Annotated in this window: 24 protein-coding genes and 1 pseudogene; 8 read left to right on the plus strand and 17 right to left on the minus strand. The window is 59.3% G+C overall.

Annotation, left to right across the window (positions count from 1 at the left end):
• Window positions 1-46 precede the first annotated feature (46 nt).
• Together VGV41_RS12415 and VGV41_RS12420 are read right to left on the minus strand one after the other, a co-directional pair.
• Window positions 47-628 carry a hypothetical protein gene (locus VGV41_RS12415; protein WP_326864150.1) on the minus strand — a complete coding sequence of 194 codons (582 nt, stop codon included), beginning with the start codon at window positions 626-628 and terminating at the stop codon, window positions 47-49.
• Window positions 629-1,009: 381 nt separating this feature from the next.
• Complete coding sequence (locus VGV41_RS12420) at window positions 1,010-1,216, minus strand: hypothetical protein (RefSeq protein WP_326864151.1); 207 nt, start codon at window positions 1,214-1,216, stop codon at window positions 1,010-1,012.
• A 203-nt stretch (window positions 1,217-1,419) separates the two neighbouring features.
• Here VGV41_RS12420 and VGV41_RS12425 point away from each other — a divergent pair, with 203 nt between their 5' ends.
• Window positions 1,420-2,406 (plus strand): hypothetical protein, encoded by a 987-nt coding sequence (locus VGV41_RS12425; protein ID WP_326864152.1) that lies wholly within the window; start codon window positions 1,420-1,422, stop codon window positions 2,404-2,406.
• 54 nt (window positions 2,407-2,460) lie between these two features.
• Window positions 2,461-3,000 carry a hypothetical protein gene (locus VGV41_RS12430; protein ID WP_326864153.1) on the plus strand — a complete coding sequence of 180 codons (540 nt, stop codon included), beginning with the start codon at window positions 2,461-2,463 and terminating at the stop codon, window positions 2,998-3,000.
• 324 nt (window positions 3,001-3,324) lie between these two features.
• On the opposite strand, the pseudogene VGV41_RS23025 reads toward VGV41_RS12430, so the two are convergent.
• From VGV41_RS23025 to VGV41_RS12490, 12 genes and pseudogenes are all read right to left on the minus strand, one after another.
• Window positions 3,325-4,019: pseudogene (locus tag VGV41_RS23025) on the minus strand (recombinase family protein).
• A 240-nt stretch (window positions 4,020-4,259) separates the two neighbouring features.
• Window positions 4,260-4,496, minus strand: a complete 237-nt coding sequence (locus VGV41_RS12440) for a hypothetical protein (protein WP_326864154.1) — start codon at window positions 4,494-4,496, stop codon at window positions 4,260-4,262.
• A gap of 112 nt (window positions 4,497-4,608) precedes the next feature.
• Window positions 4,609-4,824: a hypothetical protein gene (locus VGV41_RS12445; protein ID WP_326864155.1), complete on the minus strand. Its 216-nt coding sequence runs from the start codon at window positions 4,822-4,824 to the stop codon at window positions 4,609-4,611.
• 180 nt (window positions 4,825-5,004) lie between these two features.
• Window positions 5,005-6,909: a DNA methyltransferase gene (locus VGV41_RS12450; RefSeq protein WP_326864156.1), complete on the minus strand. Its 1,905-nt coding sequence runs from the start codon at window positions 6,907-6,909 to the stop codon at window positions 5,005-5,007.
• Entirely contained in the window at window positions 6,909-7,142 is a 234-nt protein-coding gene (locus tag VGV41_RS12455; RefSeq protein ID WP_326864157.1) for a hypothetical protein, read from the minus strand. Before VGV41_RS12455 ends, VGV41_RS12450 begins: the two co-directional genes overlap by 1 nt.
• The gene (locus tag VGV41_RS12460; RefSeq protein WP_326864158.1) at window positions 7,139-9,448 is read right to left on the minus strand and encodes a hypothetical protein; all 2,310 of its coding nucleotides are present in this window, start codon (window positions 9,446-9,448) and stop codon (window positions 7,139-7,141) included. Before VGV41_RS12460 ends, VGV41_RS12455 begins: the two co-directional genes overlap by 4 nt.
• A gap of 3 nt (window positions 9,449-9,451) precedes the next feature.
• Window positions 9,452-9,883 (minus strand): hypothetical protein, encoded by a 432-nt coding sequence (locus VGV41_RS12465; protein ID WP_326864159.1) that lies wholly within the window; start codon window positions 9,881-9,883, stop codon window positions 9,452-9,454.
• On the minus strand, window positions 9,880-10,353 hold the full coding sequence (locus VGV41_RS12470; protein WP_326864160.1) for a hypothetical protein: 474 nt from the start codon (window positions 10,351-10,353) through the stop codon (window positions 9,880-9,882). The genes VGV41_RS12465 and VGV41_RS12470 overlap by 4 nt, the downstream gene beginning before the upstream one ends.
• Entirely contained in the window at window positions 10,353-10,931 is a 579-nt protein-coding gene (locus VGV41_RS12475) for a hypothetical protein (RefSeq protein ID WP_326864161.1), read from the minus strand. Before VGV41_RS12475 ends, VGV41_RS12470 begins: the two co-directional genes overlap by 1 nt.
• Before the next feature lie 190 nt (window positions 10,932-11,121).
• Window positions 11,122-12,117: a YdaU family protein gene (locus tag VGV41_RS12480; protein ID WP_326864162.1), complete on the minus strand. Its 996-nt coding sequence runs from the start codon at window positions 12,115-12,117 to the stop codon at window positions 11,122-11,124.
• A 163-nt stretch (window positions 12,118-12,280) separates the two neighbouring features.
• Window positions 12,281-12,475 (minus strand): hypothetical protein, encoded by a 195-nt coding sequence (locus tag VGV41_RS12485; RefSeq protein ID WP_326864163.1) that lies wholly within the window; start codon window positions 12,473-12,475, stop codon window positions 12,281-12,283.
• 782 nt (window positions 12,476-13,257) lie between these two features.
• Complete coding sequence (locus VGV41_RS12490) at window positions 13,258-14,619, minus strand: phospholipase effector Tle1 domain-containing protein (protein WP_326864164.1); 1,362 nt, start codon at window positions 14,617-14,619, stop codon at window positions 13,258-13,260.
• A gap of 712 nt (window positions 14,620-15,331) precedes the next feature.
• Here VGV41_RS12490 and VGV41_RS12495 point away from each other — a divergent pair.
• The 3 genes from VGV41_RS12495 to VGV41_RS12505 all read left to right on the plus strand — a co-directional run bounded on the left by VGV41_RS12495 (window position 15,332) and on the right by VGV41_RS12505 (window position 17,841).
• A complete protein-coding gene (locus tag VGV41_RS12495) occupies window positions 15,332-16,306 on the plus strand; it encodes a hypothetical protein (RefSeq protein WP_326864165.1) in 975 nt (324 codons plus the stop codon).
• A 13-nt stretch (window positions 16,307-16,319) separates the two neighbouring features.
• On the plus strand, window positions 16,320-16,730 hold the full coding sequence (locus tag VGV41_RS12500; RefSeq protein WP_326864166.1) for a hypothetical protein: 411 nt from the start codon (window positions 16,320-16,322) through the stop codon (window positions 16,728-16,730).
• Window positions 16,731-16,797: 67 nt separating this feature from the next.
• On the plus strand, window positions 16,798-17,841 hold the full coding sequence (locus VGV41_RS12505) for a hypothetical protein (RefSeq protein ID WP_326864167.1): 1,044 nt from the start codon (window positions 16,798-16,800) through the stop codon (window positions 17,839-17,841).
• Here VGV41_RS12505 and VGV41_RS12510 read toward each other — a convergent pair.
• Window positions 17,838-18,167: a hypothetical protein gene (locus VGV41_RS12510; protein ID WP_326864168.1), complete on the minus strand. Its 330-nt coding sequence runs from the start codon at window positions 18,165-18,167 to the stop codon at window positions 17,838-17,840. The two genes, VGV41_RS12505 and VGV41_RS12510, sit on opposite strands and share 4 nt — an antisense overlap.
• A gap of 771 nt (window positions 18,168-18,938) precedes the next feature.
• Here VGV41_RS12510 and VGV41_RS12515 point away from each other — a divergent pair.
• A complete protein-coding gene (locus VGV41_RS12515) occupies window positions 18,939-19,586 on the plus strand; it encodes a response regulator transcription factor (RefSeq protein ID WP_326864169.1) in 648 nt (215 codons plus the stop codon).
• On the opposite strand, the gene VGV41_RS12520 is transcribed toward VGV41_RS12515, so the two are convergent.
• Complete coding sequence (locus tag VGV41_RS12520; protein ID WP_326864170.1) at window positions 19,576-21,162, minus strand: ATP-binding protein; 1,587 nt, start codon at window positions 21,160-21,162, stop codon at window positions 19,576-19,578. The two genes, VGV41_RS12515 and VGV41_RS12520, sit on opposite strands and share 11 nt — an antisense overlap.
• Window positions 21,163-21,339: 177 nt before the next feature.
• Between VGV41_RS12520 and VGV41_RS12525 the strand changes: the two genes are divergently transcribed.
• Window positions 21,340-22,011 carry a TIGR02466 family protein gene (locus tag VGV41_RS12525; RefSeq protein WP_326864171.1) on the plus strand — a complete coding sequence of 224 codons (672 nt, stop codon included), beginning with the start codon at window positions 21,340-21,342 and terminating at the stop codon, window positions 22,009-22,011.
• A 65-nt stretch (window positions 22,012-22,076) separates the two neighbouring features.
• Window positions 22,077-22,733: a hypothetical protein gene (locus VGV41_RS12530; protein WP_326864172.1), complete on the plus strand. Its 657-nt coding sequence runs from the start codon at window positions 22,077-22,079 to the stop codon at window positions 22,731-22,733.
• Between the two features lie 15 nt (window positions 22,734-22,748).
• Here the strand turns inward: VGV41_RS12530 and VGV41_RS12535 are convergent, their stop codons facing one another.
• Complete coding sequence (locus tag VGV41_RS12535) at window positions 22,749-23,087, minus strand: hypothetical protein (RefSeq protein WP_326864173.1); 339 nt, start codon at window positions 23,085-23,087, stop codon at window positions 22,749-22,751.
• Between the last annotated feature and the right edge of the window lie 130 nt (window positions 23,088-23,217).

Genomic DNA, 23,217 nt, shown 5'->3' on the forward strand with positions numbered 1-23,217 from the left:
CTGAGGACCATAAAAGGGCCGCTTGCGCGGCCCTTTTCATTTCAAGTCACTCAAACAGATCCCCTTGAATTACCCGGAACGCCCGACGGCGCTCGGTCGGGGTCTGCGTCGGCACCGGCGGCACGGCCTTAAGCGCGGCCTCGATCAGGTCGGCCACGGACCACGCCCGCTCAGTCAGACCGAGCGCCATCGCAGGCGTCATCCGCAACGCTTCATGGGTCCGGCATAGATTGTAGAACGCGGCGTGCAGGCTGATCGCCGCAAGGTGGCAATCGATCTTCTTTGAGAAGCCATTGCTGAGCCGCGCGAACCGCTTTGAGCCCATGCGCAGCGTCAGGTTCTGGCGTTCGACGTAGCTGGTCGAAATATCCTCCGGCTCGTTCGCTACGGCTACGCGCTCTACGGCTACTACCTGAGCCGGAGAATAGCGGCGGGAGGCTTCCGTTACGTTCAGGTGCGTTACCGAATAGGTCTTGTTGATCACGCCGTGCGCCGCGCGGCCCCCGAAGGCGTCACGGATCGCGTTTTTGTACGGATGGAAGCCATCCGTGCTGATCTCCGGCACGCCGATGACGCGCTGGCGAAGGTCCTGAATGAAATCATCCGTGGTTAAGCGTCTGCAGGTCAATTCGTCCGCTACGCGATATCAGCGTGAACTGGCCTATTTGCTAAGTATCCTTTGACGAAAGAGGCCGCCAACTGAGGCGGCCTCACTCGGGCATGGGAATGCCGAGTTCTTTAATAGCGCGGGCGCAGATTTTGGCTGGCTCGCGTTCACCCAGTCGGTATGCGTTAATAACTTTCGCCGCGACCAGCTCGCAGACTGGATCAGTGCGGTCTATCAGGCGAAGTAGCGACAAAGTGGAATCGTAGGCGTCCGTGAGAACTGCGACCTCGGTCGGGCCGAATGATGCCTGCTGCAATAGTCGCTGAATTGGCACGGCTTACCCCTGACGCCCCACCGCCACAGGATACCGCATTATCACCCCGAATTGGACGAAAGCCAAGCTTAGTGCGAGGTGCCAGAATCCTCGCCAGAGCCGGGTGGCCAGTCCTTCTGATCCGCCTGCGCCGTTTCGGTGCCGTGCGACGAACGCAGAAGCCGCGTCCATTCCTGCGCAAGGCGCAGCCATGTCGCCTTATACGTCGCTAATCGAGTTCTTTGCCATGCGCTCACATTCAAGCGCCTGCTTTCGATATTCGTCAGAGCGGTCATTCATTCCCCTCAGTACGCCCAATCGTTAAAAGGGACCACCTCTCATTTCAAAAGGGGCCAGTGAGGATGGAAAGGGGCCAGTACCCACCCGAGAATGCGAACATAGCACGAACGTCCTGCCAGCGCCCAATGTTCCCGGAAAGAGGGCTAGGGCTACTCCTAAATACATATAAAACCCACTCCGCCTCCAGCAGCTCACCAACGTGGCGAAGCTATCACCCCAAGAACGCGTATATCTGGCCAAAAAGCGTCTTTTCGCGGTACTCGAACGCCACACGGTGGCCAATGCCCGTACCCTTGAGCAAAAGATCAGTGATGCAGGCCCATTCGGCCAGCGCATCGACCCGCACGTCCTTACCGAGGTACGCAACGACTTGGTCAAAACTGGGGAGCTCGTCCGCGACAAACATGCGAACGCTCCCTGGTTCTACCTCGGGAACAGCCCTATCCAGGCGGTCTTGGAGCGGTTGAACGAGCAGCTACCAATCTACGAAGCGCTCCTGCAACCGACCCTGAGCCGCCGCGTGGGGCAAGCGCTCGAGATTGCCACCTACCGCGCGCTCTGCCTTACGGAAGGCTGTGACTTCGATGGGCGCTACATTGACCTTGATGAGCACGGGGACGAGCTCCCATATCGAAAGCAGGAGCCTTCGCAACACATCGGCATCAGATCCTTGAGCGGCGACGAGCGACTCGACTTCATCGTCCGCACTCCCGACGCCGGCCCGCTCGGGATTGAGTGTAAAAACGTCCGCCACTGGCTTTACCCTCACGTGGAGGAGATCAAAGAGACCTTATCCAAATGCATCGCCATAGACGCGGTGCCAGTTCTTATCGCGCGCAGAATCCCCTACGTCACCTTTCACCTGCTCTCGCGGTGTGGCGTCATTGTGCATCAGACGTATAATCAACTGCTTCCCGAAAGCGATGCAGAACTCGCGGCGAAAGCTAAGGAGAAGACCCTTCTGGGCTACCACGATATTCGGCTGGGCAACGAGCCCGACGCGCGCCTAAAAAAATTCATTTCCAAGAATATGCTTTCGGTGGCAGCGCAGGCGCGCGCCCGCTTCGAGGATAATAAAGACCTGCTGGATGACTTCGGTAACCGTCGAATCCCCTACGAAGAGTTTGCGGGACGCATCCGCCGTCGCGATCAAGGCTTAGGAGATAAATGGGATCCGGACCCTTGATGCCACGATCTCTCGGCTTCTTCCGCTACTTCATTCGATAGGCAGTTGTGTCCCATGTCTCAGTACCCTGACGAACCGTCGGACGGCTATTTATCCGACGTCATCCCGTTCGAATACACCGCAGCCATCGGCGAAATCTTTTCAAAATGGGCACTTCTTGAGCACGAGATTGATGTGATGATATGGGACTTAGCGGGTCTAAGCGATACTCCAAAGATTGGCGCCTGCCTGACCGGTCAATACGTTTCGATAGCCGCCCGGTTCAGCGCCCTGATTGCGCTGGCTCGAATTAGGGGCGCCTCAGGATTCCAGCTCGCAAAGCTCAATAAATTCAAAGAACACGTTCTAGGGCTTGCCGAGCGGCGGAACCGGGTCGCACATGATCCGTCGCTCACAACGTGGGATCTTAAAACGTCGCCCCTCTCGGCGAAGACCTACAGACTGCACAAAACCGCACGTTCAAAACTCGAATATACCCTTAAGCCGATCGACCTAAGCGAGCTTAGATCATTGCGAGAGGAAATTGACAATACTCTCACAAACTTTGGGGGGTTGGCGCTCGATCCCTCTCTCGCGCCTTATGAAGTCCGTTAACCGCGTCGCCAGAGCCGCACCGACTGCTACATCGTCGCGCGCTTCTGGCCTTTGGGGCGTCGAAGGTGTCATTTAACCCGCGGTTCCACGTCAGCTCGGTCGATGGTAGGGTATCGATGCATATATTCCACGACGGCATTTACAAGGTCGGCCTCTAGCGGTTCACCTGGCTGAATCGGCGCAACAGGTTCGACATGCAGCACCTGGTCACAGTCCCGTCCTTCGCCACCTGGTACGTGATCCAGGACCTGTTAACGGCCTGATGGTCAAAGGTCACTCGGAGATCTCCCGCCTGTGTGTGGTTTGGGCCCCTGAACGAGACTTCTACGCCGGTCTCTCGCTCTCCGCCAAGCGGCTAAGAAGGCGGGCGGCCGCTGTTGGGTGCCATACACCGCCTCGCGGAGAGGGCACCCCCATTGCTGTAAGTTCCGCCGCCACGGCTCGAACGGTGGTTATGCCCTTGGCCTTGATCTCATCGATGATCGCCTGAAGATTCGTTGCACGCTGCTCAGCATTCGCCTTCAGCGCGGCGACCGCTTCGCGGTTTCCCGTGTACTTTCCGCGCATACAGGCGGCTCCGTTCGGGTTTCCCAGCTTTACCCCGCGGGCCTTGGCGGCGGCGAGCGCTGCCTTTGTACGTTCACTTATCCGGCGGGCCTCGTCCTCGGCAACGGCCGCCAGGATGTGGATGGTGAGGCGGTTCGCTGACGGCATGTCCGCCGCAACGAAATCGACCCCGGATCCATCAAGGCCGTGATGAAATGGAGGTTGCGGGCCAGACGGTCGATTTTGGCCACCACCAAAGTCGCGCCGATCGCCTTGGCATGTTTCATCGCGGCGGCGAGTTGCGGTCGGTCTGATCGCTTACCGGATTCCACCTCGGTGAATTCGGCGGCGGGAGCCTCGCCCTTCAGGAAGGAGGCGACGGCTGCGCGCTGTGCCTCCAACCCGAGGCCAGACTGCCCCTGCATGGCGGTCGAAACTCGATAGTAGGCGACGTGCTTGCGAACTCGGACCATGTCTCATTTCCCTGCAACGGACGTTACAGGGAATTGTGTACAACGCATACTGTTTACCGTAAACGGTAAACAGTATGCGTTTCTGCATGGGTGTCGTTCGGCCTATGCTGAAATGCAGTGTCAGGGGTGTCAGCTGCGATGCCGATCTTCCAATGGCCGGAACACTCATCGATCCGCTCTGGCCAAGAGCGACCACGATAAGCCTCAGCGGTCGTCAGGGCGCACGTCGGGCAGACGCACCTATCCACGGTCGGTCTCGCCGAGTTCTTCAAGAGCGGGGTGGCCGTGCTTCTTCAGCCAGGCGTCCAGAGCCTCCCGTAGGATGCCGCTGACCTTTCCAGGACGACCCATTCCGAGATTGCTCAACCGTCGCCAGTCGGCCTCGGTCAGGTAGACGGTGACCTTCTTCGGCGGATTGGAGACCGGCTGGAGCGATTTTGCCTTCCCGGTGGTCCGTTTGCCTGTCGGATTCGCCATCAGTGCGCGCTTGCCATCGTGTCTGTCAGATACCCATGATTTACAGCAAACGGCTGACGGCAAAAAGCCCGCCGAGCCAGGCTCGACCGGAAGGGCAGTGGAAGGACGGGCTCTACGCGGTCTGTTTCAGGCGGCAAGCTATCTTTTGCCGGCAATGTTCGGCCGCCATCGGTCCATCAGCGACGACGATCGGCACCGGTCCACGGTGCGTGTAGGCGGTGCTGGGTATCCGCAGCCACCAATAGCCTTGCCGATCGACCCGCGCTTGTGCGGCGCCGCCCTCGGCCAGCAGGTATGTCGCGCCGTCTACCAACTCTCGAATTTCCATCTCACCACTCCTCATAGACAGGCCGCCGGGCCTTTTGAGACCCGGCGGCCGGTTGCAGGATGTTCTGTGGTAGGAAATTGCGAATTTGTTGGGTGAGAGCCTACGCGATTCACCGTTTACTGCAAGCGGTTTTTTTAGCGAGCCGGCCGACTCTACGGTGCGCCGGCGCGCGGGCGAAGACTAAGCGAACGCCATGATGCTTGGATCGACAAAGTCACCCTTCGCCGGGCCGACTTTGTCGCCAGCGAACGGAAGTAGCAACTCCATTTGATCCTTGAATTGTTTTCTCCGGGCCGTGCGTTCGATACGATCTGGCTGCGGCAGCGGCGGAAGCTTCGGCATTTTGCCTTCAAGAATCTCTTCAATCGTCACGATCTGAAGACGAGGCACTCGCCCGTGGGCGGATTTTGAAACATAACCAGCGGCGGCGGCTTCCGTCTTCATTGGGCCGGTAGGGTCAGTTAGAGAGATCAGAATGCCCATCTCTGCGCCTTCGCGCTCGATAACCCCGCGCAGGTCCCGGACCATCTGGACGCCGACGTTCTCTCCGCCCTTGACCGAAATGATGATTAGACCATCTCCATAAGGGCCGTTCTTAAACATCATCCGTCCATCAATGCCACGATCAGCCCCTTTCTTTTCTTCCCGGTACCAGCGAGCGCCGAGCCTCCAGGCCGCCCACCATTGAAATTGATGTTTGTCCCGCGCCGCGAGCTCGCGCGCGCCTGCGAGGTCAACGGGGCGGCCTGCCACCTGATATGAGTTTTGTGAAGCGCCCATAGATTTGAGGCGGCCTTCGATCAACGTGACTGCGTAATGAGTTACGTCAATCCCCATCCACTTGCGCTTCATGCGCTCGGCGGCTTCGATTGTAGTCCCGCATCCGCAGAACGGGTCGAGCACCACATCGCCCTCATTCGAGGAGGCGCCAAGAATGCGCTCGAGCAGCGCGATTGGCTTTTGTGTCGGATAGCGCAGCCGCTCTTGCGCTTGCGAATTGATCGGGTCGATATCCGTAATCATATCCTGAATGGGATTGCCCGCCGACGCACTCAAGTATCTTTTGTATCTGGGCGTCTTGCCTCTGGGTGGCCAATACACAATGCCGGCAGCTTCGAGAATATCGAGCCGCTCTTGCACGGACATCTCGGGATAGCCGGGCGGATGCTTGAACCAATCGGGAAGCGCGCGGTCTGGTGGCAACTCCCAATGTCGGCCCTTCCTCGTTGGATCGATGCCGCGCCAAGGCTGACCCGAGCTACCGGTGCGAGTACCAGGTCCATCGAGCGTTACGGACTGATAGGTGCCGTTGCCGTCTTTTGTACGATAATGGCTGTCAAGGTAGGACTGGTTATATTTCTCGTACACGCGGTTCCACGTGTATTTGTCCGATGCCGAGTAGAAAAGAATATTATCGTGGATCGGCCCCCATCGCTTTGCGCGACCGTGCGCCTGTGTCCGCTTCCAGATTACTTCATTCCGAAAGTTTTCGTGCCCCCACACTGCATCAAGAATGACTTTCAGGTAGGCACTGGCGGTCGGATCGCAGTGGAGATACATGGAGCCGGTAGGCTTCAGCACGCGCCGCATTTCGATTATGCGAGCGGTTATCATTGCCAAGTAGGCCATCATCCCGTTTTCACCGAGCCACTTCCGAAATCCGGAAACGACTAGCGCGACATCGCCATTGGCGCGGATGATGTCGTCATAGGCGTGTTCCGCATGGTCACCCCAATCCCAGGTGTCACGGAACGCCTCGGCTTGAGCTTGCGAAACTGTGCCGCCGTGTTTAAACAGAACGTTGTAATTGGCATCTGAATTGAAGGGGGGATCCAAATAGATCAGGTCGACGGACTCGTCCTTGATCTTCTCCCGAAGCACATCAAGGTTGTCGCCGAAGTACAGCTTATTCATTTCCCCAACCCCGTTTCCACCGGGATGGTGAACAAACTTCCCTAAATTGTGCTCAAGATCTATGGTTTCCGAATGGTTGAGGCCGATGCGATTGGCGGCGAACGGGCCGGCGCGGTACGTCCGCGCGCCGGCCGCTCCACCCACGCCACCGCGAGAGGCGCGCGGCGGCATTAGCTTGTAAGTCGTTTGATCTCGCCGTCGATCTCGGCGAGATGCGCTGATACCGAAAAGTACGATCGCGCATTCTCCCTGTGCAGCCCCGCCATTTCCCGCTCGGCTTCTTCCTTCGGAAGGCTTCTCCATTCGGGCAAGAACGATGGGAGGGCATTCAGTCGTGCAATCTCGTGCGCGGCCTCCAGTCGCATGATGTGCAGCCGGCGGAGAAGAGCGTCGCGCTGCGTCACGCGAACGCCCCATCCGAAAGCTGCTTCCCAACGGAGGCGTTGAACTTGTCCCAGACCGCCTGAGCGGTCTGGTGCGCGTCACCGCCGCCATTCACATGGATCGCCATGTTATGGATCTCGAGGCTGGCGTGGCCGATGCCCTTGGCAGGGCTCAATGACGGCGCGCCGCCACGCGGCTGGCCGATCGACAGGCCGGGTACACTGACGTTCGGACCCTTGACGATCGCCCCCGCGAGCAGGTTCTTGACCATGTCGAGGAAGCTTTGCGCCCACGACTTGCCCTTCTGCTGTGCGTCCGCAGTGCTTCCGCCAAGCGCATTCCGCAGATCGCGCACGGTGCTGGCAAGCGGGGTGCTGGTGAGGCGGTCGGCGTTGCCATAGAGCGACAAGCCCATCGCCGCGCGCTCGCGATTGAAAGCGCGCCGGAGGGTTTCCGTATGGCTGTGGGGCCCGACTTCTTTGACCGAGTTGATCGCGTCCTCGCGCTTCTTCAGCGCCGCCTTCGTCTGCGGCGAGAGATTGGCATAGACCGCCTGGTCGACGGCGTAGAGAACGCCCGCAACGCTGAAGACGCGCAAAATGCCACCGAGCAAGCCGGACAGCAGCGTGCGGCCCATCGTTGCGCCAGCCGCAGAAACAGCGGTGGCCTCCGTCGCGCCAAAGCTCAGCAAGCTTTTACCGACCATGGCGCCCAAGATGCCGCCCATCGGGCCGCCAGTGGCAAGCCCGATACCTGAGCCGAGCACCGTGCCGACAATTTGACGGCCCAGCGAACTCGACAGCAGCTTCAGTGCGACCGTACCGGCACCTACCTCCAGGCCGGCGACCGCGGCGGGGTTCTTCTCGCCCCATGACCACAACGATGTGGCGATCTTGCGCATCGCTTTCACGATGCGCGTGGCTGGGCCAAGGAGGGGACCGACGAAGACGGCTTGCAACTGGGTGGTCTGTGCCGAGAGCGCTTCCACGTTCTGCGAAAGCGTCTCCATCGACCGGGCATACGCCTTGTCGTAGTCCATCGCCTTTTTGTAGAGCTCAATGCGCGCCTTGATCTGGTCGCGCTGGATAATCATGAGCTGCACCAACTGGCGCATATTCTGCGTGCCCTGAAGGTGGGACACCCATTGGGCAATGGCAGCATGATCGTTCAGGTTCACCTTGTCCCGCTGCATCGCGGGCAGCAGATACTTCATCGTCCACTCGAAGGGATTCTGCGAGGCGAGGTGGCCATCAACGACGCGGCCGTCTTTGCCGAGCAGTCCTTCGCTGCCGAGCCAGGGCGAGACCTTCTTGGCGTAGGTGTTGGCAACGAAGTAGCGGCCGAAGGCAGCAAGAGACGAGCCGGCACCACCGCGGCTACCACCGCCGCGGCCGGTCATAAACTCCTGCGTCAGCTCCGAGACGATCGGGAAGAAGTCTTGCGTCCAGCCATGCACCGCATCACGGGCATACTTGAACGTCTGGAACAGCGCCGTGGGCTGGACCAGGCCGCCGGTGGCGAGCACCGACTGGCCTTGGAATTTGAGCCACTTGCGGAAGGTTGGCTCGTCGGCGATCAGATTTTTGATTTCAGCGCCTTTGACGGACTCGATGATCTGATCGCGCACCTGCCGCGCTTTATCCTCGCCCTGCGATGCGCCGATGACGGTCATCAGCTTGGCGAGGTCCGGGAGCGTGTCGACCGCCATGTCGAGACGATTGCCGAGCGCATAATTCAGCTCACGCAAACGGTGGAGGTTTTGCCCTTCGGTCGCGGTGGGAATGGCCGCGGTGATACGGCGCGCCGCCGCGATCATCCTGCGTTGTTGGTCCGGCGCGAAGCCTGCCATATCGAGGAGGGCTTTCTCGTTTTGCAGCGCCGCGCCCTTGTCGAAGACGGAGCCGGCTGCGTGCAGCGCTGTCTTGCCGCCGTAATATGCGCCCAGCAGACCCAGGCCGCCCATTCCACCGCCATGATACCGCTGCACCCCGATCTTCGTCTGAAGCTTCGCGATTTCGCGCAGGTTCTGCACCTCCGCGGACATCCACGATCGCCCTTTCTGGGCGCCCATCTCCTTCGCCATGGTGCGGGCAGCATCAGAGGCGCCGCGGAATGCGGACGAGAATTGCCGCACGTCGGAGGAGAGCGCGCGGGTCGCAGCGCCCGCCTCCTTGAGCTGCTTGGGCAGCATATCCATGCCGCCGCCGATCTTCTTGAGTTCGGTGGTGACCTTCACCAACCGCAGAATGTCTTCGGCGGCCTTCTTCGCTGGTCCGGAGAGCTCGTTGACCAGGCGTAGGATGACGCTGACTTCCATCGCCGACATACGTTAGCCCTCCGCCAGAGATGGCTCGGGCCGATCGGCGGGCGGGCCGAACGCAGCCCAGGCGGCATATCTCTGCCAGGTACTGATGACCGCGGGCGGCGCGGGATCAGCGATCGCCAGTAACTCCTGACAGAATTCCAGTTCCTCATTGGAGAACTCGTTCAGGAACGACATTGACCGCCTCTGCTGGGGGAGATTTTCTCTGGATGCCAGCTCGGTCGCGAGCTTCGGTGCATCTGCGTGCTTCCACCGCCAACGCCGCGTGCCCGTGATGTGGTCGGGCGCGTCCGGCTCGACAAGCTCCAGAAATTCCAAATAGCCAGTGTACGACGCACATGCCTTGACATTGTAATAGCATGTGGTGGCATCGAGACTCCTCGTGGGTGAGGCCGTGCGCTCGACGCGCTCCAGCCTGGCTTTGGTCGTTCGGTTCATGATGTTTTTCCTTGTTGGCGTTCGATTTCGACCAATCGCCGTTCGAGATCGGCGACTTCGAGAACGCGGCTTTGCCTTTCGATCAGTCCAACGATCTGTTCGCCCGCATCAGGGGCGATCTGCCCTGCTGTCACGGCTCGAATGACGGCTGCAATGGCCTGAACAGCATCCGCAGCCTTCTCGACGGTAGGAATCTCGATCAGAATCGGCTCCGAGACGGCTGGCGGGATCAGGGTCCGCAGCAAGGCGACCGCCGCCGCCGTGTTGCCTCCCAGAGCACGTTCCCGCAACTTCTCGATGATGGCCGGCATGTCGTCAGCGATGATTTGCTTTAGGTCGCGCGGGAGTCGGTTACGAGATCCGCGGCGGCGCCCGCCATTCCCTTTCTGGAACGGGCGGCCTCGCGGTTTCGGCCGCGCAGATTCCACGTTAACTGCGCCACTCTTTTCTGACGGTTCGAGTGCCACCATTAGGTCGCCTCCGCTTGCCTTTTGAGCTCGCCGGCCAGAGCGGGGTCGAGGCGCGCAACCCGCATCTGATCGGTCAAGTTGAAGGATGCGCCAGCTCGGAAGGGGTTGCGCTCGCGCTCGCGCACGTCTCGGAGGAACTCGGAGTTCTCCGCGGCTCGCTCGGCCGTCAGTTTCGCTCCCTCGATGCGCATCATGCGCATGAGCTCATCGGACTCGTTGTCCTTGGCGTCCTGCTTGATGGCGATATCAGCGCGATCGCGCCAGGGCAGACGAGGGAAGCGCGACTTCAGCTCGGCCGCGATCTCATCGTCGTGCAGCGGTCGGAAGCTGCTGCTTGCCGTGTCGAAGCGCGTAACTCGGCGGCCTTCCGTGTCGGTAGTGAATACCCGGACCTGATCGCCCTCGATGTCCACGGTAAGCCGCGCGGCAAAGGCAGGGGCATAGGCGGGGTCCCCGCAGTAGGTGGCGGCCAGGGCGGCTCCGCGTTCTCGGACGACAGCCGCGCGCAGCGAGCCGTTTTCTTTTCGCAGGCGGCCGAGTTCCTCGAGAGCTTCGGCCTGGTCTTGGTGATCGAACATTCGTTTCTCCATGTGTGTCGCCGTTCGCGGTGATCGACCACGTTGTCCGGCGTGTTGATGATTTAGACGTGCTCCACCGCCGATGTTCGGCAAGTGGTGTCGTAGAGGCCCAAAATTGGCCGCCGGTGCGAGTTGCGGCGCCTGCGCGAGCTGGAGCCGCCAGCCGCGGATTTGCGAACAGGCGGCCTTGTTACGCGGCTAACGGTACGACGGAGGCAGCGGGACTGTTCAGGTGGCCGGGCGGCCAACGCGAGTTGAAGTGTCGACCGCCATCACGATCCGGAGAGACGGATGGCTTGCCCTGAGACCGCAGATACTCGGCCCAGGCACTCCATTCATCGGTATCGCCGTAGATGTACGTGCGCTTGCCGACGCCGGGAATGTCCCGCTCCTCGCCATGCTTCGGTCTGGCCGGTGGTGCGCTGGAGGCCTGTGCGCTAGGCGCCTCAGCCAATGCCTCAAAACGGCGCTGCGAGAGATACCGGCAGGCGTGCACCGCCGGATGATCCGGCTTCGATTTCAGGTAGGCGACGTACCGCGGCAACGCTGCGATCGCCTTAGCCCGATCATCGGCCGAAAGCCGCTCCCAGATGTCCCATGCCTCCGCCTTCGACATGATCGGCGTGCGCGGGTACGGCTTCCAGAACTTCTCGTCGAATTCGACCGAGTAGGCGCGCGGTTCGGTCTTGGTGCGCTTCTTCGCTGCCTTCTCGCCTTCGCCGCACGGCGTCGGGTCGTCAGACCCGACAAGATTCTTTCTTTCTTCTTCCATTCCATTCCTATTCCCCGGTGCATCAGCATCGGTTTGAACAGGCGCTTCGCTGGCGAATGCTAAGTCGCTTCCCAGAGATTTCAGTGCTTTAGCTTGCCCGCCGGCGCGCCCAGCCGTGCGGCGTTTTTCAATCCGGCCGAGCGTGTGTTCGAGTTCTTGCCGGAGGCGCTTCTGGGTGATGCGATTGCCATCGATGGTGAGCAAATCTAAAATTTCGGCGTTGACCTTGCGCCACTTGTCCATTGGCAGGCGCGCCGTGCGAGCCAGCCGGACTTCATCATTCGGCAGAGAGCCGCCACCTCGCCACATAGCCATCAGGATCAGGAGGTATGCCCCGTGCTGAACGGTGGTGAGGTGCTGAGTGTCTGCAAGGTAGTCGTTGGTCCACAGCATCATTCCGTCGGCGGCGCTCATTTGGCGCCTCCATGACGAGCAGCGGATCTTGATGCCGCATTGAGAGAGTGGTACAGAGTTGTTAGCAAGAAAGCCTCCTAGCCCTGTCGCGATTGCCGTCGCGCAGGGCTTTTCATTTGGACACTCCGGGATGCTGGCTCGCCGTCGCGAGCCAACCTCTCAATTAGACGGCGGAGACGTTAGCCTGCGGATCGGCCGGCCGGCGCGGCCACATTCCCTGCTCACGGAGGGCCGCCTTCACGAGGTTCTTCACCGCTGAGGCGCAAGAGAGGTCCTCTTGGTCAGCGTATTCTTGCACTGCCGTCTTCAGAGCCGTGGAAACTCGGAAGTGCCAGGTGGTATCGTAGGTGCGCTGCATGTTTGTCGTCCTTCCTTGAACGCAAAAAGCCGCCCGATGGGGCGGCTTTTGCCGTTGAGATGATGATGTTGAGGCGGTGGTGGTCTACAGATGAAGCCACCAAAAGCAAAACGCGCCCCTGCGGGCGCGCTGCGCAGTCTTCTTCGACGTTGCCGTATCTATACGGTAGGTTCGGTAGAAACGCAAGCCCTCGGTACTGTCTTGGACACCCACAATGCAAAAAGCGCCCGCATTCCTGCGAGCGCGATTCCACATCATTGCAATTTGCATACTCGCGTTCGGGGATTTTTGTCAACCCGCTCCCGACAAGCGCCCGATCCCGGATAGTCGTTATGCTGCGCGCGCGCACGCGCGTGTGTCAAATTCGTAAAATTCGTCGAGCGATGTCGCTGAGCTGTTGCGTCGAGGTGAAAGCAACTTCAATTTGGTGGGACACAAGTGGGAATACGCCTTGGGAAACAATGGGAGTATTCCGAGTCCCACTTTTTCCCAAGCCCTTGAAATTCCTCGAAACTGGAGGCCCAGGCCGGGCATCGGCACTCCGCGCTACCCCTCTGGCAATGCTGAATCTTTTTCCGCAAGGTCCCACTGAGGAATGATTGGGGTCGCACCCGCGCGGGTGTCGTCTTCTCAATTAGCGCCTCAACCGAACACGAAGTTCGACAGCGAGAGGAATCAGTTATCACAATTCGAAGCAGTTTCCATAACTGCTGCTAGCTGCTTAGCTGACCGATTCGGTATTCCGCGCTTCTATGATGAAGCCTGCCCGTAATGCGGCTGACTTAATGCTTTGGTACCCGCAGAACCTGACCCGGGTAGATTCGGTCGGGCGAATCCAGCTTGTTAAGATTAGCCTTGTAGAGTTCAACTCCTCGATGAGGATCGCCAAGGAGTTCTTTCGCTATGCCACTGAGCGTGTCGCCACGTTTGACTTCGTAGAGGTCATATTCGGCATTGGCGGTTGGTTGCTCTCCAAGCCCAAAGTTAGCTGGGTCGAGCTTGTCCAACTGCGGTTTGACCCTGGCGAGAGTGGCGGGGCGATACGGCCGCTGATCCTTGAGCCTTTTGGGGTCTTCAAGCCACCTGCGCTGCGCGCTCATACTCACTTCCCAAAGCTCGGAAGGCCCGGGCGCACGGTCTGCGGCAGCAAACTCGTTCGCGAGCTTGTAGTAGAGGCTCTGTTCCTCGGAATTCTCAATGTACTCCGAATAATCAGGCTTCAGGCTGTAGATCGGAGAAGATTGATCATTTGCGTCGAGCACGAGCCCGGCAGCGCGCGCGCCGTCGAGTATCCAGTCGAGCGCTTGGTCAGATAAGCCACGCCTTTCGCCTCCGCCACCGACGGCACTGTGGACGCCCGGGAACCACTTCTGTTGATAGGGAGCATCGGCGTCGCTGGATTTCTTGCCTGCTGAATCATTGAGCTGGTCTACGTTGTCCCACAGGGTTGGGACGAAGTCCTCGCGACGCTCGTCGATCGCTACTGCGTGTCGACCACTTGCCACGAAGTTGGATAGAGAAGTGTCATGAAATAAGTATTTTCTGTCTATTGCCTTTGAGATTGCAAACCGTGCAGGAATGCCGAGAGCGCCAACTGTGTCCCATACGCCGAGGTACTTGATTGTCAGAAATGGCGCATCCTTGGAAACCAATTTAGCCTTGGTGCGCCAGTCCCGCTCCTGAGCATTGATGCAAATACCCGCGGAATGATCCCGCCTGAAACAAAGAACCTCCTCTTGATAGGAGGCTGATGAATCGCGGCGACGATACAATTCAACGGCTTCTTCGGCTTTTGATGCGTATCTACGCTCAAGAATACCGGCGACATGCAGCATCCCCACGAAAGAGCGAGCCGTATACGCCCCTCGTGAGAAGCCGAAGACATATATCTCGTCGACTGGCGTGTAATTAAAAATGAGAAAGCGGTACGCGTCTGCAATGTTTTTTACGAGGCCCGCGCCGAACATGCCGCCGGCCAGTTCTTCACCTTTGGATGTGCCCACACCCTCATCATAAAAAATGACCTGCGCTGTGGCGTCTGGCGTCAGCGGGAGAACGCTCTCTGCCGTTAGCACTACGTTGGTCGGGCACTGGGCGTCGAGCCGATTCCACGTGCCGTCGAAGCAAAACACCAAACGTTTCATGTTCTTACTCACAGTTGAGATTTGGAAGCGCGGATTTTGTCGGCGGGATTACCAAATGATCTTGGCTCCCAAGATCCTAAGGACCGCCCCCCACCACTAACTTCGAACCTATCATCAGGACGGAGGAGTGGAGCCTCGCACTTAAGCTGGAATAACCAACAACTTGACTAACTCCGGGCCGGGCCCGATTGAGGCGCCGCGCGATCGCGCGCAATGTTATCTTGGCAGGATCCAATCCATTGTTCACGGCTGAATCTATCGATTGTGCAATTTCAGTCGCCGTAGCGACGGTATGATCCTTATCCGTTTCCACCACGAGAACTCGTGCCTAGGGATAAGTTTTGGATAGCTCCTCATAAAGCGGACTATCGGAAGCCACTTTTGGCAGCGCACGCCGTTGCAAAACTCAGTGGACGCATGAACCGCAGCAACGCCGACCGCGTGTATGCAATTTCGTCCGCCAATTAATAACATCCGCTAGACACCACACTAAATGAGTGTAATGTATATGGAGCAAGATGCAACCCAAATGCATGAGGCATCACGCAGGGGGAGACTACCCAAGACAATAACAAAGACGGCAGTTTGCGGCCGCGACCCGCAGCCGAATCTCGAAGTGTTTCAGACGCGATACTTGCGTCTGGGAAGCATTTTTATTGCCGCTCTCATGTTTCTGAACTCGCGCTGTAGCGCTCGTGCGTGAGGATGTGCGATGCAAGCGATCTGGCGTATAGTGGCGACTTCGTTTTTCGCGATGTTGCTTGCGGCCTGCACTGCGGCCAGTTTCAAACAACCAATCGCAGGTTTCGCCGATGCGACGAAGGCCGCCTCGACGAGCGTGGACGCCTACTCGAAAACGATTGATGCCGCCGCGCAGGACGAGAAGATAGACGAAGTGATCGCGAAGCCGTCGAGGATCGAAATCCCGCACGGCGATTGCAGGATCAATTCTAAGGGGTGCCGGCCTATGGTGCGCATTGGAAGCGTCACCACGCCACTTGCGCCGACACCGACCACCCCTAAGCTCAAAATGCTGGTGGCCGGCCTCGTCACATACTCTACGAACCTCACAGCTATCGGGAACGCAGAAACTCAATCCGATTTAGCTTCCGCGATTAACGCCACGAGAGCACAAACGGTCGGGCTAGCCAAGGCGATCGATGGGCTAGAATCGCAGCGAAGCCCACACGCTGGCAAGCTCGAACCAACGGTCACAGCCTACGCGTCTCCGATCGCTGACGCAGTAACGCTCGGTCTCGGGCTGGCACTAGAACAGTTGAAGCTAGCTGCGCTTCGCGAAGCAACGGGTCGAATGGATGAAATCTTCCCCGTTGCTACGCGGATATGCGCCGAGTATGCGGTGAGTGGCCTAAATATTAGCAAGGATGGCCTTTTCAAATCGTTCGAAGATGCCAACACGGTAGTAGTTGGGCCGAAGGTTACGGCCAAGCAGGTTGAGGCCTTACAGTCGGCAGCCGCAGCTCTCGACGCCGCTCTTGCAACGGATCCGAAAAAGGTTTTCGCGGATTTGAGGAAGGCGCATTCTGCATTGACGAGGGCTCTCAACGATCCGCAGCCATCGTTGGATGAGCTTTGGGTCGCCCTACAGCAAATCTCCGATGATGCTGTGAAGATCGAAGCCATTTCGGCCGCGCTGGATAAGGCCCGTAAATCCACAAAAACGTAGGGACCTGAAGGTCATGGCACTTAGGGGCGATATCGACGCAATCATCAGGTCGCGCGACGAGGCGCACGATGCCCTTGAAAGCAAGATCAGCGATGTTCAGGATCGGATTGATCAGATCGTGGATGTTGCGCGGGATCGCGGCTATACGCCAGACGAGCAGAATGAGTTGGATACGCTTAAAACAGCTCATGCCGAGGTTCTGGATACGGATCGCCACATTCAACTCGTCACAGTATCCGCGTTAGAAAACAGCCAGGCGCTAAAATCGCTGATCGAAAAGATCGACCGAAACAATAGGGATCTGAAAGCCGCGTTCGACGATATCCAATCTGCAGCACAAGCCATTAAGAACATTGGCGACGTGCTGTCCAAAGTCAGTTCGCTTCTCGGCGGGCTTACCGCCTTGCTTGCGCTTCCGGCCTAAACGTCCTGAGCCCGAGAGGAACGCACGCGCCCTGACAGAACTGTTGCCTTCAACAAGACGGTCTCCAATGCCAAATCAGCCAGAACAAAGTGAAGCTGAAGCTTTAAATCGAGCGGGTGGCCTGCTCCGGTTTGCGGCAGAGAACAGCCAACTAAGTGAAGATATAGTGGGGCCCATCTGCGCGGCCTGGGACGCGCGTCAAAATAATGCATGGACCCAAGCAGTCGCGGTTAAATTCTGGATCGCGTTTAACTCGCTTTGCACGCTGGTAAAACCGGTAACAATGGATTCTCTTTCGACAAATTTGAAGGAAGTACCCCCGCCGTCTTGGCTACGTCCCTGGAAACCACATCCGATATCTCTTTCAAAACGCACGGCGGACCATTATTTGATTCTTCTCGTCGTGCTCCTGCTGTTAGCAGTTGTCTTCGCCTTCTTGCAGTCGAAGGTCGGCGACTTCGCGAAGCAGATCAAAACTCAGATCGATCTCGCTGACAAACTAGTCGTGCAGATGACGACCAATGTCGACTCTTTAGATAAGGATGGCATTTTCGATCTGAGGGATGTGAGGCCCGGCAATCTCGCGACGGTATCCCTTTTGCAGCAGCAATTTCAGGAATTAAGTTACCTTGAAGAGCAGATGCTGCAGGAGCGTCATGTGATATCGGCATTGAGCACGCTTGGGTTCGGCACCTACCCCTACGCGCCCGGTACGTATGAGCCCGCAGCGACAGCGTATGAGATCCGGGCGTCGCTAGCTAACTATAAGGATGTCCGACGAAAGGTAAATTCTTACCTGCTCCACGAAGGCCTCGCAATCGAGATCATCAGTTCTTCTGTGCTGCCTATTGTGCTTGGCCTCATGGGCGCTTGCGCATACGTGGTCAGATTGATTTCGGATCAGATCAAAGATGCTACATTCTCGACGACTTCTCCAATCAGGCATCGCGTCCGCTTGCTCTTGGGAGGCCTTGCTGGGATCGTAATTGGATTTGGCGGAATAGTCACAAGCGCCGGGTTATCTTCGGCAGCATTGGCTTTTATAGCGGGATATTCCATCGAGCCCGTATTCGCGACTCTGGACAGCATTGCTTCGAAATTTCGCCGCTAGTCTTTAGTGGTCGGGAAGGAAGCTTGATAGGCGGTCACCGCCTCTTTGTAGCTGTTCACGGCTTCAGGATAATTTTGATTTATTAGCTTGTGATATAATTGAAGCATGACGGAATATAGATCCGCATCAATTCTGCCGGACAATTGCAGTTCTTCCGTATAGCGCCGGAAGCGCTCAATCGCTTTGCGAGCCCCTTCTGCTCGGACTGAGCGATAATGTTCTATCGAAATACGATATCTCTCCAAGCCCTCTCGGCTCCCGCTTTCGTCCAAAGCTGGGACGCTTGCCAAGCCGACCAGTTCTGGAGTGCTGTAACGGACAACCATCTGGTTGCTGCTGGCTCGGCTACAGTTGATAAAATCGGATGTCGCAGACAGGTCGCACGAGTAGGTCTGCGCGTGCGCAGAGGTTAGCGCCGGAGCGGTCGCAACTAGCGTCGCGAGCAGTAGTTCGCAAACAAGACGCAACAGACCCATCCGTTTTCTTTGGGACTGGACATTTAGGGTCGATTTTAGAGTTATTTACTCTGCAGTTCAAGTGAGAGGGAACATTGTCAAAGATGCCGCATGAGATCTGAGCACTGGGCCAACCCGGCAACGTCTGCGTCTGATCGGTGATTACCTTCCCTGTCCCGACGAACACGGAGCTGCTTGCGAGTTGAGACGTCCGCCTTAGAAACTCGGAGATGGGATCGGCTGTCGCCTCGGCTGAGGGCTTCTCGATTCCTCAATAAGTCAATTCATGCCGGTGCGGTCGGTCAACTCTAATCAACTGACGGCCGAAAGGGCGCCTTCCCATTTTCGGGTGCGATTTTTCACGCGGCCTTTCAACTCGCGGCGCAGAGTCGTGCTTCTCGAGCTGGGCCTGAGACAGCCCCAAACCAGCAGATCGGTGGGACACGAGCCGAAAAACGCCTTGAGAAGCAATGGGAGCTGGTCCAGTCCCACAATTCTCTAAGCCATTGATGTTACTGGAGGTTGGAAGTCCAGGCCGGGCCTCCAATCCAATCGCCGCATAGGCGTCCCGCGCCCGCCCGCATGCTCGCAGGGCAATGGCGTGCTAGGCTGATGGCGCTGGTCAAGTAGCCCGAACCGAGCATGCCCATCCGCACGGCCATCGTCGAAGACGAGCCTGAGCTGCGAAAAATGATCGTTTCGCTGCTGCAGGAGGATCCGGACTACCACGTGGTCGCCGAATTCGCCGAGGGAGCGCCGGCCGTCGCGGCCATTCCCGGCCTCGCCGCCGACATCGCGCTGGTCGACATCGGACTACCGGACATGTCCGGGATCGAGGTCATCCGCGCACTCAAGGCACGTTGCCCGGCATGCAACGTGCTGGTGGTCACCACCTTCGGCGACGAGAAGACCGTCACGGCCGCGCTGGAAAGCGGCGCCGACGGCTACCTCCTGAAGGGCACTTCGCGCGAGGAGCTGAAACGCGATATCCGGTCGCTGCAGGACGGCGGCTCGCCGCTGTCGCCGATGATCGCACGCAAGCTTCTCAACCGGCTGCGCGCCGAGCCGCAAAAGCGCCGCAGCGCCGATGCCGAGGCCGTATTGACCGCACGCGAACAGCAGGTGCTGGAAATGATCGCGAAGGGCTTCTCCTACAGCGAGACGTCGAAGATCTGCGGCATCAGCGCCACGACCGTGCACACTCACCTCAAGAGCATCTATCGCAAGCTCGAGGTCCACTCCAAGACCGAAGCGGTCTACGAGGCGCGGCGCCGCAGCCTCATCGGTTAGGCGGCACATTCAACGCCAGCCGGACGGTCGTCCCGCGGCCCGCGGCACTGTCGATCGACAGCGACCCGCCGGTCGAAACGCTCGCGATCCGCTTGCGCATGTTCGACAGGCCGCGTCCCGAGCCGGCGGCGGCGGGATCGAACCCGCCTCCGTCGTCCGCAACGACGATGGCGATCGTCGATCCCGGCTCGCGGCGCGCCGTGAGCGTTACGTTCGCGGCATTTGCGTGATGCAGGACGTTGCTCAACGCTTCCATAAGTATCAGCTTGATCGCCAGCGCGTCGCGCTCCGCCAGTCCATCGATCTGCGGCAGGTCGTCGACGTCCCAGTGCAGATCGATGCCGGCCAGTTCAAGGCCGCTCGCCATCCGGTGGCGGACGTTGCCCAGCAGCATGTTGATATCGCTGCCATCGGTTTCGATGCTGTCGACCAGCAGCCGCAATTCGATCAGCATCTCCCCGATGCGCCGTTTGACCTCGGACAGGTTGACGTTCTCGACCGTGAAATAGGCGAGCAGGCTCGCGAGGCTGGCGCCGATGCTGTCGTGCATATCGGCGGAGATCTTGCGGCGCTCGGCGAGCGCGGAATTCACGATGTCTAGCTGCGCCTGTTGGCCGAGCTTGCCAAGGCGATGAATGAAAGCGGCCGCGGCTGCCATTGCTGCCGTCAGCACGAGCCAGCAGAGACCGAGAATGTAGAAGTAGCCGATATACTGACCGCGCAGATAATCGGCGCCGTATCCGACCGCCACATAGAACGGCGTCGTGGGCGAGACCACGAAGCTGCCGACTCGTGTCACCTCGTCGATACCGCTGCGGCTGTCAAAGGTGCCGCTTTTTTCGCCGGCGAGAATCCGGTTGTAGACGAGCGGCATGCGCGACACCTCCGCACCGTATCCGATCGCGCCATTGAGGGTGCGCACCCGCACGACGCCATCCCTGCCGGTCAGGGCCGCCAATCCACGGTCGCTGACCTTGAGCTTCTCGTAGAGTCTGACGAAATAGCTCAGCCGATAGGACAGCAGCACCACGCCGGAGAAGGCGCCGGACTTGTCGCGCAAGGCGCGCGAGAACTGGATTTCAGGCTCCCTGGCGAGAACGCCCTGCAGCGGCGCGCTGACATAAAGGCCGGACGCGGTGCCGTCGGCGTGAACACGAAAGGTATTGCGGTCCTTCAAGGATAGATCGGGCGCCGGATACGCGGTCGCGCTGGCGATGAGCCGGCCGTCGCGGTCGAGAATGGCCGGACCGATCATCGAGGGATGCAGCACGTAGCGCTGCAGCAGCCGGTGCAGCGCCTGCCGGTCTGGCTGCGAAACGGAGCCTTCCGGTAGTTCCGCCGCAACCCGCTCGAGAATGGCATTGGCGGTCGCGGCGTCGTTGTCGAAGTCGACCAGCAGGATCTGGGCGATGTTCTCGGTCTGGCGGTAGTATTCCGCATCGACCTTGCTCTTGAAATGCAACCCCTCGAGAACGCACAGCACGAGCACCAGACCGGAGAATGCCGCGCAGATCGGCGCGATAGAGGCCCGCGAAAAACGAGCGAAGATCGAGCGGATGTTTTTTCGGATCGTCATTGCGAGCGCGAACTTCTTTCCGACGCGCACCGGGCGGTGGACATCGACTGTGCGGCGTCACCAGTTTTGGGGAGACAGGACGGCAACTTCTATACCCAGTTCTGGGGATTGGTCGAAGTGCCGGCATGATCCACCGTCCGCGGCTCGGATCATCAGCCTCACGGGACTTCAGCCGCCATGCTCGACATTCCGCGCCCGACCAGCGGAGCCCAGCTGACGGCCAAGCAGATGTTCATGCTCTTCCCGTCGCCGATGTTCACGGGAAAGCTGCCGGACATCGGCCTCTGCGACCGGATCGAGAAGAAGCTGCGCGAGTTGCAGAAAGCCGGAAAGGGGCGGTCGACGCCGGAGGGCCTGGTCTTCGCCTACATGACGCCGGACGACCTGCAGAACGTCCCGGAGATGAAGCCGCTGGTCGACGTGATCATGGTCGAGTCCGGCAACATCCTGGACGCCTACAGGATCAAGCGCGACTCGCATTACATCACCAACATGTGGGCGAACATCGCCAACCCCAATCGTCGCCACGGATTGCATATCCATCCGAACTGCCTGTTGAGCGGTCTCGTCTACATCAAGACGCCGCAGCGGTGTGGACCGACGGCGTTCATCTCGCCGCGCCAGTTCGCCAAAGGGTTCGAGCCGGCCTATCTGGAAAAGAACGAACTCAATTCCGACACCTTTGTCATGCCGCCGGAGAAAGGCCGCATGTTGCTTTGGCCGGCCCACATTCCGCATGCGGTGGAACAGGGCGCGGCCGATGAATCGGAAGACCGGATCGTGGTCGCCTTCAACATCATGATCCGCGGCCTTATCGAAACCGAGACGGCGCGCATCGACCTGCGTTAGCGGGTGGCCTCCAAACATCGCACACGGTGTGATATGCTGCGTCTGTACTGGAGTGGGCGCGGCCGATGCTTCGCATCTTCACCGGGCTGGCTTTGATGGTGGTGCTTGCCGCCTGCGCGGAGCACCGCGATCACCTGAGCGCGCATTACCTCGACCAATATGCCGAGGCCGACCCGCACCCGGCGCAATTCCGCGAATGTCACGGGTTTTCCTGCGCTGTCCCCTCGCGCGTCGTGCTGCGCCCCGCGGATTGGCGGCGCGTGCATGCGATATTCACGCCGCCGGCAAAGGACGCCGCCACCGAGCGCCGCCATATCGCCGCCGCGGTCGCGCTGATGCAGCGGCTGGTCGGCGCGCAGACCGGCACGTCCGCGCATCAATGGACTCACAAGGACATGATGATCCTGCCCAATCTCGGCGACCCGACGCAGCTCGACTGCATCGACGAGGCGGTGAACACCTGGACCTACATGACGATGATGGAGCGTGACGGCCTGTTCCGCTTCCATCACGTGGCGCCGTTGGCCTTCGCAGGCTCGCCGGTCGATCCGAACCCGCGCAATGCCGCCGTGCTGGAGGAGCGCGGTGGTACGTATTACGTGATCGACCCAAGCCTGGTCGACAGCGGAATGGTGGCGCCTGTCCTGCCGCTCACGGCATGGCTCGATAGCTGGCCGCCGGAGCTCTCGCGCTTCGACAGCGCCGGCCTGCCGAGGTCGTAATCGGGAATTTCGCGCTCAGCCGCGGCTGCGCGATCTCGCCTGCTGTTTCCGGCCGGTGCGCGCCGCGCGGCGCTCTGCCGCCATCACGAGTTGGCCGGTGTCATCGATCCGCACGGAGACGGACGATGGGTCGGCGGAGGCAAGAAACGACAGAAGACGAGAACTGTCCTCAGCCGGCAACGCGAGAAAGCTGCGCAGCATTTCCAGCGCGCCGGGCTCCTGGCTCCAGTACAGCAATTCGAGAATCCGGCTCGCCGGCACCCGAGTCGACATGAGGTTCTGGATGAGCTCGCCGATTTCCGCCGAGCTTGCATCGACCGATTTCCGTCTGATGACGTCGTCCTCGCTTCGCATGTGCGCCGCCCCCCGACTGGCTTTGACATTGCGAACAATGTCGGCTGCCAAACACTATCACGCGCTCGCGCGATTGCTATCGCAGTTGACCCATTTTAGCCGCAGGCAAGCGCATAGCCACTACCTCAGA

Source organism: Pseudolabrys sp. (assembly GCF_035943735.1).
In the GTDB taxonomy this organism is placed as follows: Bacteria; Pseudomonadota; Alphaproteobacteria; order Rhizobiales; family Xanthobacteraceae; genus Pseudolabrys.